The 11,349-nt window shown below is 47.7% G+C and carries 2 protein-coding genes; both read right to left on the bottom strand.

The features are described from left to right. Window positions 1-2,513: hypothetical protein (locus QUA50_RS22370; RefSeq protein ID WP_333267057.1), on the bottom strand; the 2,513-nt coding region annotated here is incomplete at its 3' end. A gap of 370 nt (window positions 2,514-2,883) precedes the next feature. Further along, window positions 2,884-10,485 (bottom strand): SpvB/TcaC N-terminal domain-containing protein, encoded by a 7,602-nt coding sequence (locus tag QUA50_RS22365; RefSeq protein WP_333267055.1) that lies wholly within the window; start codon window positions 10,483-10,485, stop codon window positions 2,884-2,886. Window positions 10,486-11,349 lie beyond the last annotated feature (864 nt).

Here is an 11,349-nt window from a genome sequence, read left to right as displayed (position 1 = left end):
CCTCGTGCCCAAAGGGCTTCTATGACTGAGAATTGGATTTCGATCGGGCTAATGCCATTGGTTAGATTGATGACACTAGCATTTTCCCAGATGATACCGGCATAAGCGTAGGCAACTGAGCCAGCCAGTGCTTCTGTGAAGTCTGTTGCGTTAGAAAACTTGCCAATCACGTCTCCATTTGTAAAGCCTCGTGCCCAAAGGGCTTCTATGACTGAGAATTGGATTTCGATCGGGCTAATGCCATTGGTTAGATTGATGACACTTTGAATGCAGCTTAACCACTCGATGAATTGCTGTTGTGCTTTTGGATCGCCGGGAAAAATTTTGCACACGGTGGTTGCCAATTGGTCTGCATCCCATTCACTGAACGAGAACCCACCAGGATAATTAGCTAACAATTGGTCTAATGGATTGCCCGGTGAACGACTGAACACGGGAGTTTCAGCGATCGTCGGGACAGGGGGAGAATCGAATACATTGGCGACATCAAAAAACTTACGCAGGTGGCGAATAAAAGCTTGTATGCGCTCTTGAGTTGTGCCTGGTTTGGTGAACTCAGGGAGCAGTTCTGCATTGGACTTTAGCAACGCCTCCCAATTTTGGTTATTTTTGGCAGCCAGCTCGTTTATATTACTGACACCCGCACCAAAACTAGGGGCAGGAGGATCGGGGACAGGAGGATCGGGGACAGGAGGATTTTTAATTTCAGCGGTTAATGGTGCTAATGGCGGATTTTCTTTGGTAATGGCACAAAGGATTAAATCTAAATGTCCAGTGGTATTAGCGGTGGATAATGTTGTCCAAAAGGCATTAATATCTGCTCCTGTAAAGCCTAACCAATCAGTCACTAACCCACGAGCCGCCGAAGTTGCCGGATCAACTGGATCAAGCACGAACTCTGGTGTGCCGATTTCGTTTGCCGAACCTAAAGCTCGTAACCGCCGTGCGGCTTGGTAACGATTGACGGTAACTCCTCCCTGTGTTGTTAATACTGGTTCAGTCAAGACCTGATCATCGATCGCCTGCGTGATATTGGTGACGAGCTGGGCTTCAGCATCTAATGCCACCATCTTAAAGCGATCTTCCCGCTTGAGCTGGGATGGCAAAGTTGCAGTCAGGGCATAAAAGTAAGCGGCTGGAACTTCAAAAGATGGTACGAGGGGTTGAAGGTTTTCTTCAGAAGTTCTACGTGCTGTTGAGTGCCATTGCGTAGTGCTGGATGCATTAAATTTCAAAGTTTCGCCAACAGGAATTTGAATTGGTGCATTAGCCAATAAAGCATCAATATTTCCACCTGTAGCAGGATACACATTGATTGGGTTTGTCCCTTTATTTACAATAACAACCCGGCGTCCCAATATTGAGGAAGGAAGAGTAACACCAGAAGGGTTATTGGCTGTTGTAGCTATAACGTTATAGTCATTGGTTAATGCACCCTGTCCTTGAGCATCTGTACCAGCAGTAACACTAATAGTTACCCCTTTCAAAATCACTTTTGCTTCCCCAGTTAATGGGTTTAGCAAAATCGGAAAGTGAAGCCCTGCTTTGGTTGCAAGTTTGCTTTCATCTTCGCACCAAATGGCTGCTGAGAGTGAGAAGATAAAGGTTTTTAGGCGCTCGGCTTCGGCATTATGTCTGGTGTAATAGGTGAGTAAATCGCCCTCGAAGATGCGTCGATCGCGCTCATCATCACTATCACTCGGTTGAGGTCCAGTATATATTCTCGCTAAGGATTGCTCAGGAGTATCTGACGCTAAAGCCTTTTTGGGCACGGGCAGTGGGTATGCCATGCGATCCCAAATGATTTCATAGGCAATGTGGCGACATTGGGCAAGGGTAAGATTGGCAATATCTGCCACCGCAATGCCGGGTTCAGTAGTTAGGACGGCTTCGACAGCGGTTCGCAGAACAGTGAAATTGGGGGTGGTGCCATCTTCTGGCAAGATGACGGTTGGGCTAGTTGATCCGGAAGATGGCACTGCCAAATGAAGACTCGTTTCTGGCCAATCTTTGAAAACATTTGGGTCGAGCGGGGGGGATGGAGGGACAGGCAACCCACCCGCTCGGACGGGTACGTTGTAATAGGTTTGCTTATGGACAATTTCACTGACATTTCCACCAACGTTGCGGGAAATAACCAAGCGGATATCGGCAGTGCGATATTCCCCTCCTGCCGGAGGATCAGGGATTTCGATGACGGCTGTAGCTACAGCAAGGAACTCGCGTGCAGTATCAATAAGTGTTATGGGGTCAGTTGTGATACTAAAGTGCTGAACAATGCGGGTATCGGGATCTTGAATAGGGGCAACACTTCGAGATGGAGGGATGGGTGGGATTGGGGGCAATGTTGGCGCAATGTAAGTGGCTGGCCCTAAGGCGGGTGTAGTAGAACCAGTCGGATCGGTGAATGACAGATCGTGAGCGGTAATGGATAACCCATTCAGGTAATTGGTAAAGTCAGCACCGGTAACTGGTTCAGTTGGGTGTAGGCGGATGACAAGTAGGGATGGCATAGGATTCTCCTTTTTTGGGGGCTAAATCTAGCGGTAAGTGAATGTTTTTATGAGTTAGATGTGTTTTTGTGTCGGGTTTTACGCGATCGCTTTGCTAATGAAAAATCGTAAGCGGTAATGGTTAAAACCTTTGTTGGAACAATTGAACCATCAGGATTTATTGTACCTGATAGGTACTTCGCAAAGTCTTATGCCTTAGTCGGTTCAGCAGGATGAAGCAGAATAACAATTACGTTGGGCATAAATCATGTCCCTTCTTGAAAATGGTTTTTTCTGGTAGATGCGGCTCTATTGGAAAAGTGAATCTGTAAGTTAGTTGTGGGTGATATTTTTGGGTAAGTAAAAGAGTTTTAAGCGTTACCCAAGAGAGTTAAAATGGCACGCCATAAAGTCTCCTAATTTCATACTCCAAACGAGTTCCTACCTCATTTACTTGCCTTCCTGCAAAATCTATTGGATTTAGAATTGCATCTCTCACGGGATGATAGCGTCTATACAACTCTGCTCCAAAGGCTTGTCCACGATTGTTGGCTAGCATGTCATTGGGGTCATAGCCTGTATCATCGGTGAACCAACTTGGTATTTCGTCATAAAATATCTCCTTACCATATTGTCTAATATCAGTCCCAATACTCGTGTTCTCATATTCTGAAACTGCAGACGCAACAAAGTGTTGAACTTTATCAAAACCAGTATGTTCACCACGTCTGGCTAGCCCTTCATATAAATGTAAAGCTGCTCTGCCTTGGGAGAGGTTCTCAGATCCAAAAGCCTCACCCACAGCTTCTATGCCCGAATCAGCTCCATTTAATCTAATGCTTTCTGAAATAATTGCTCTACTGAATGTTACAGAGTAGTCAGTAGGAAAAACTCCATGGAAGTTTGCAGTATCGCGTTGCAACGTCTCAATCGCAAATTTCATCAAAGGAGTTGCTAACGATGGATTATTTATTTGGTCTATAGTTCTTTGATTTGTAATGCTCAGTCGGTTATTCCGCAGAATTAGAGCATCTCCTCTACCAATCGCTCTTTCAAATTCTGCTCCCGACAAGCCTAATTTTGATCTGGCATCTTCATATGTTAGACGCTCCGCTCTACCAGTGGCTGAACTAATGGTAAATATTTGGGGATTTGCTACCATATTTCCTGGGTTTGCTTTATTCCATAACTCTCGCAGTCCTTGGTCACTCCAAGGACCAACTGCTCCACTGCTGAAGGAGTCAAAATCAACATAATTTCTTGGATCGTTTGGATCGAGCGAATTTATCTCAGGTTCAGATTGTTCCCCACTTGGATCAGTAAAGAGGATTGGATTGTTGCGCGTGTAGGCATACAGATTTGTGCCATCCACCATGCCCGCTGGATCGCAACTGATCCATCTTGCAATCCAAGGCGCATAATACCTTGCACCGTGGTAGTAAAGCCCGGATTCTTCATCTCGTTCTTTGCCTGTGTAGCGGTAACGTTTTAGTCCGACTTCTGCGGCGCTGCGTCCAGCCTGGTAAGAGGTGCTGCCGTAGGGATAGTATTCTTCGTAGGAAATGAGGAAACCTTGATTGTCTAGCTCTAACGTTGCAGAACTGAGATGATTGCTGAGTTGGAAGCCAATGAGTTGAGTGGGTGAGCCATCGTTGTCTTGAGTGCGGGTTTCAACGATCGCAATTCGCTGCTTGTCATCCATAACGTGCAGCATTTCGCGTTCCAGCGTCACAGTGTCGCCACTACCATTGAATTCTCGATAGACCTCAACTCCACCCAAATAAAACCGCTCTTTTTGACGAGTGCCATTTTGCCGTTCAATTACTTTACGGACTCGTTGACCTGCCGCGTCATAAACATAGTAAGCAGTACCACCGCCACCTAAATCTACTTGCTGTAACTGGTCTTTGAAATCCCAATTCATTTCTGCTAGATGCGGCATAACAGTCATATTGCCATGTACATCATAGGTATATTGTTCGTGGATTGTGCCTGCGGTTGTTGTCCCAATACTGGTACTGATTAAGCCATTATTGTTGGGTATTTCGTTTGGTTCATCGTAGGCATAGGTGCGTTTCCAGGCGACTGATCCAGAACATTCGTTTGAATTCGATAGATTTCCTAAATAGTGAATAATTTGTTCAATATTCCCAACGGGATCGTAGTCATATTCTTCGACATACCGACGCATTGCCTGCCCTTCATTCGGATGGGGAAGATGCACGCGGAATTTTTCATCCCAGGTGGGTTGAGGAGTTGTAATTTGTCCGATATGTTCGCGTCCATCTGCGGCAATTAAGCGATAGATTGCGTCATAGACATAGTTTGCTGTTGGTGAAACAACCTGGTTATTAAAATAGATTGTTTGTTGAGCGTTATCAGAAATTTGGGTAATGTTGCCAGCCGGATCGTAGGTGTAGCGTAAATCTTGCAGACGTGTACGCTCGGTTGTACGAGTTGTCAAGAGATGGGTTAACCGGAAGGTTTTCGGGTCATACGTATAACTTGTTCGGGCATCATTACCGTATTCAATGATTTCCCGTTGACCCTTTTCGTTGTGATCAATATTTTTGACAAAGGGTGTCCAGATTGGCTCATTATTTTCTCGCTTACCCTGCAAATTGGCATCGACTGCATTCAGCAAATTCGCTTCGTTGTAAACAGGCCGAATCACACTTCGATCGGGTGTAGTCAGTGTAATCGGACGATTGAGCGCATCATAAGTTGAACTGCTGGCAAATGATTCGCTTTCTAATTCGGGCGATCGCAACCAGTCCACATCATCTTTGTAGTTCTGTAAGAACTGGCGACGAGCAGTTAATAAATTCCCCTTGAAGTCGTAGTTCTCATTGATAACAATCCCTGCCCCATCCAATTGCTGATAGGCTTTGTCGCGTAGATTCAGTTGGGTGTCATTTGGCAGGTCTTCACCATAGATGACCTGTTCTGCCAGTCGTTCCACCGAGTCCTTGCTGACCAATAACTGCGTTGGGCGACGCACCCCATCATACCGATGGTGCAACCGATGTCCCCGACTATCCCAGCCATAAATGGGCTTACCCATGACATCATTGAGCATCCACCGTTCCGCGGCATCCATGCTCACCTGATGAATCCGCCCACCCAACAGGTCATAATCATAGGTCATGACAGTGCGCCCACGCGCATCTATCACCGATCGCTGATTGCCTTCAATATCCAGCTCAACGCGAGTTTCATAGTTACCTGCATCCCCGTTATCAGCAATGGTCAGAAACGTGCGCCCCAGCGAATCCAGATGAGCTACCGTTGGCGTTCCAGCGTGCTTTGCTGCTTTCCTCGCGGCTGATGCTTCGGCAGAGCGAATGTGAGCATTCTCAGGATGAGCACGTCCTTGCCGATCGACATCAGGCCATTCTTCTAGAGCCTTTGCCGGGTCAATGCGGAAGTCATACCAGGTTGGTAGATAATCTGTTTCCGGTAATCGATCGAAGAAACTGCCGACATCCGCATCCGTTTTCGGATCGGCAATCAACACCGTATCGTTCACATCCCAGGTAGTTTGCTGCCACGGATCGAACACCACCTTTTCAAACGTGTGATTGGGATGCAGTGTCGCCACCACCCGTTGGGCCGGATCGTAGAACAAAATCGGTGTCACCCCAGCCATCACCATTTCAGGCTCAGCTTCATACAGATGGGTCGAACTAAAGAAAGGTTCGTATTGTTTGACGGGCTTGCCCTTGTTGTTATAAACCGTGCGCCCATTCCCCACCCAACGGGGATTCGTCGGTGTCAGTTTCGGCTTGCCATTTTCCAGAATCAACTTGCCTGGTCGATCGGGATTCACTGCATTCGATTCCCGTTGCGGTGCATTTCCCGGTTCCGCCTGTACCTTCATCTGCACTTCTCGCCCAAAGCCATCGGAATAACTAAACGTCACCTGAACAGGCGACTCCATTCCATAGGCTGAATTGACGTGTTGTTCGCGGGCAATCGTGGCTGCAAAGACAGGTTGGCCCGACTTCTGGAAGCGATGTAAATCGTAAATTATGCGGCTGGTGGCATTGCCCAAAAGCTGCTGTGCCGTTGCCCTTGGCTGTTGCAGAAACCCTTGCACTTGTTCATCACTCAAATCTGCGATAAACTCCTGCAACGAGTCACCACTTTCTGACTCACCCGCCTCAACCTTGCCCAAGACAGCAGCACCCGCCACCATTCCCAGAACGTCAAACGCTACTTGAGCGCGATTCTGGTTCGGGTCGATCGCCACCCTGGGCTGCATTACGCGGTAGTCATGCTCAGCTTTGACTTCATTGCCGATCGCATCACGAGTCGTTGTCACCATCAAGTCATAGCCGTCATATTCAACAGTGGTGATATTGTTGAAGGGGTCTTCAAACCGATGGGGCAGGAAAAAATGTGCCTGGGCAAAGGCCAACTCCTGGGCAGAACTTGCACCTGCTTCTGGATGATGAAAAACTCGCCCAGACGGAATCCACCAGTTAGAATCCCCCTCGCTGTGGAGATAGCCGCCTTCACTCAGTACGTCTTCTGTGACGCGATCGCCATACACCTGTGCTAACAAATCGGGAGTAAATGCCAGCTTGTAGCTCTCGTAGGGCAATGCCAGCGATTCCAGCACACCCAGCGGCAGAGCATCCGAAAGGTCGTTTTTGCGATAAAGCGTCCGTACCCGCTCAATCAAGCGCTTTTGCAAACTGCCATCCGGTTGCATCTGGTATTCCAGTGATGCAGCCGTTTGAACTGTATTCAAAAGATTGATTAAGACAGGGCCTTGGCCTATCCTTTCCTTTGGAAAATCGCTCTCGCTATATCCATGCCCCGTTAGCTCATAAGTGCAGGCTTCATAGGGCAGCGGTGTGCGATAGGCATCCTCTTCCAGGACTGGATTGGTGACCCGATTTTCCGTGTAAGTAATCAGCGTTTGAGTTTGTTTAATCCGATCTTCAGGATTGGATAACAATGACTGCCGCCGTCCATATCCGATCGCCACAGACTTCAAAACATTGCCATACTCATCAACCTGCAAAACAACCTGATGACCGACACGCGGATCGACTGGATTGCGTTCGTAGTGGTAATCGATTGTCTCGCGTGGATGCACGAAAAAGACAGCGTGAGGATTTGTGTTCTTTGGCTGCACCAGCTCGATCGTGTAATTCTGCTCTGAAACACTGTAGGGATGCTGGCTCTTATCTGTCCCGTCATCAGCGTAGATTTCCTGCCGCAGAATCGACCCTTTGAGCGATCGACAGGCTTCCCGCTGTTCTTCCAACGTTAGACCATCAGCCAGCACCGTATCCGGTAATAGCGCCGCCAGGGCATCCCCCTGATAATACTCGTGAATAAACAGGTGCGAAATCCTGTCCTGGTCGAGATATGCCCCATTGTGAAACCAGGTTTTTGTATGCACCGGTGGCACAAACGAAGCCGCATCCAGATTGGAACTGTCGGATGAGACTTCTCCAGGCCCAATCGTCCCAATCTCCTCAGTATCCCACTGCTCCACCATGCCAAAGCCGCGAAATTCTCGCTCCACCCCATCAAAGTAACCGTGGTGATAGGCCGATCGGGTGACAAAGCGATTGCGGCTGATGCGATCGTAGGTTTCCACCCGTTCCACCACATGAACCGGAAAGGGCAACTTTGTGACCCAGGGGTGTCCCGCCAACTTGTCTTGTAGATAGAACTTAGTAGAAGGTGCATACTGCACAACCGTTTCTGCACCCAGATTGTTTACTGTTTTAATCAGCAGATGCGGCTTTTGTCCGCCCATCAAGTCGATATACCGCATCACGCGGGTCGTATTTCCCAGCAAGGGCGAAGACCATACCAAACAAACGGTTCCGTTGCCCAACAGGTCGATCGTCGTTACCGAAGCAATGCTGTCGATCGCAGGAAAACGCCTCACAACTCGCTTTGCTGCCCAACTGTTCCCCGACTGATTGAAATAGACCTGCACCCCCTCTGAGCTCAGGTACAGAATATCCGTCGTTCCAGACCCATCAATATCAGCCAACAAAATCCGTCGCTGATTAAACAAATCGGGCACATCAAACCAGGGCGCATTGTCCATCGTCACCTTTGCCCCAAATCGCCCATACCCCAGATTCGCCCAGTAACACACCTCTCCGTTGCGAATCCGCACAATATCCGTCAGCCCATCCCCTGACATATCCGCCAGATGAATTGACTGCATACTGTCAGCAAACACCACACGCGGTCCCTTCTCTTCATCCCAAGGCTGACTCACCCACTCCGCTGGTCCGAATCCGTCTTCTGCTAGGGATGGATGCCACACAAAACAATTGTCTTCAGTAATTAGGATGTCGCTATGTCCATCGCCATCCAAGTCGATAAACTTCAGGTTCGGGCTATCCCAGTCGAGTACAGGCAACGACTTAAAAGCAACAAATGACTTCCAGCCTTCATCCTGAGTGCGTTCGTAGAAGCCCGGTACGGCCCCCCGTAGCGTTACCACATCAAGCTGACCATCCCCCGCCAAATCGAGGAACTGAGCGCCATTCGCTAAGCCGCTGGCAGGCTTGCTGGCAACCAGTTCAACTGACGAAAAACGTGCCTCAATATGCTTTGGGCCATTGTTATGAACCGTGTTAATCGGGCTGAGATTGCGCTTATAAAACCACCCATTGCCCTGTTCCGTCAAAATTCCCGATAACCCTTCCCCATCCAGATCCACCCACTGGTAGCGCGTCCCATCTAACCCTTGGGGCAAATTTTCTAGATTCGCAGCATCGACCTCACGCACCGTCTCATCAATGTGGGCTTCGCTGTAAGTAAACTCCAGCGGTGGCAGAGATTTTGAATGATAGCCCCCTAGTGAATCCCGCTGATATCCCGTCTGTGTCACCGAGAACAACAACGAATAAATAGGATTGCGAACATCGGTTGGGTTTTGTTCGTAAGAATAGGCGAAATCTGTCGATCGCACCAAGCAATCGAGCCCCACCCCTTCCTCTTCTGGAAAATGATGGAACATCAGCACCCGCTGACAGAGACGATAGGTACGAACTTCAAAGCCAGCCCGGTAGGAAGAAAATGGGTCGTTGCGAACAGTCCACACCCCTGAGTCATTCGATTTTGGATTCGTCTGGTGGTGTTCTCCATAGTCAAACACCACCTCGAACATCCAATCTGTTCGCAGGCTCAGATTTTCACCGGGTTGTCGAGGCGTTCGGTTTCCATATTTAATCCGCTTCAGGTAGCGATTAACCGATCGACTCTCCGGGGTTCGATTGCGCTCATGTGTCTGTGCTGTAATAACCCCATCAGAATTTTCCCCTTTGTACTCATAACGAATCGCATTACCCTTATCGTCATAGCTTTCGCAAATTAGCCAGCTAAATACACGGGTTGGATTGTCGGGACTGGCAATCTGGCTCTCAGCAGTCTTGCCGTACAGAGTCGTAATATTGTCTTTAGAAGTCGATCGCCAGTACATCTCTCCCGAATCCACCTTTGTCCAGCGTTCGATTCGGGCAAACAATCCCTCAATTCGAGGGCGATATTTGCGAATATAGTATCCATCCCGCAACGTTTCATCAACCGTGCCATCTGATTTAAGCACGGGTACCAAATCTTCTGCACCCGAAAGAATGAAGACATCGGACTCCTCAAAGTCCCAGTAGCGAGGCAAACCCTTGTCTGTCTTCCGCGTAATCGAAGGCACCGACAGACTCCAGCCCAACCCGAACATCCCATTGCCTGCCCCAGAGTCGTAGGCCACGGAAAGTTGCGGACTAAACCCAGAGCGACCGGGACTGGTGGCGATCGGCACTGACATTGAGCCAGTCCCTGTCACCGGATTGGCAGCAAACTTCTCGCCCATTCCTTGAATCGCCCCACCCCCTTTGGGCAAGGATACGGCAGGAGGAGGAGAAAAGTAGCTTTTCTCAGGTTCAGAATCTTTACTATTTCCCTGGCGGGTGGATGAAGCAGTGGGATTCGAGACGGGTTCGCGGTTGTTCATTAGAGCTTCTCGCGGGGGTAAACGGAGCGCAATTTATCCTGATATCGAGCAAAGCTGAAGGCGATTCGCTAACATTAATTGACATTTTTGAGCTTAAAGAGGTGAGGAATATTAAGACATTTCGGTCTTAGTATTCCCATAAATGGGATTTCCTTACCTCCCCGCATTTTCTTTTTGAGCATAGCGATATCTTTGGGATGTTTAAGTGCATAGAACCCTAGGTTTCACGATAATCCCCGCGTACCAATTCCAAAGCTCTATATCTATATTGTTATTGACTTTAATTACGATTTTTCCTTACTTTGCAGCGAGGTACTCAACCTTTAAAATCTACTTTTAGTGTAGTTTTGACTTACTTCCAACGTCAAGAAATATGTTACATTACTTAACCTTGGAAAAATGAGTCCTAGAAAACCGGGGTTTTAAACCCAATTTTCTGATAATTATTTTGATAAAAAGCCTAGATCGGGCGCGATCGTCTTTGTAGTTAATGCTACAAATTTAAATATTTCCCACAGTTAGTTTTCCTGGTAGCTTGATACTGGCAGCGTTGTTACAAAACTTCAACAAAACTTACGCAGAACATGATAATACCTTTGACTCTCTCAATTGCTTGGAAACCCCTACCATTGACGGACATTTTGAGACATTCACCTTTGACCTCTTCCGAGTAACCTTTATGAGGTTGATAGCAATTTATCAATTCTCTGTAACAACCGACACAAATATAATTATGTTTAGCTTTTTTCTAACCATTTTTATTAACATGAGTTAACTCATATTCAGGAAATTGCATAAGATTTACGTTTTTTGAAGCGTTATTTTTGGGCGAGCGCACTATAAATTTGTCCTACCCTACTTCAG

It is taken from the genome of Microcoleus sp. M2_D5, assembly GCF_036701935.1.
In the GTDB taxonomy this organism is placed as follows: Bacteria; Cyanobacteriota; Cyanobacteriia; order Cyanobacteriales; family Microcoleaceae; genus Microcoleus.
This window is presented reverse-complemented; position numbering and strand designations above follow the sequence as displayed.

Excerpts from the sequence above, each read along its gene's own strand:
- QUA50_RS22365 (WP_333267055.1), bottom strand. The coding sequence starts at position 10,485 with ATGAACAACCGCGAACCCGTCTCGAATCCCACTGCTTCATCCACCCGC.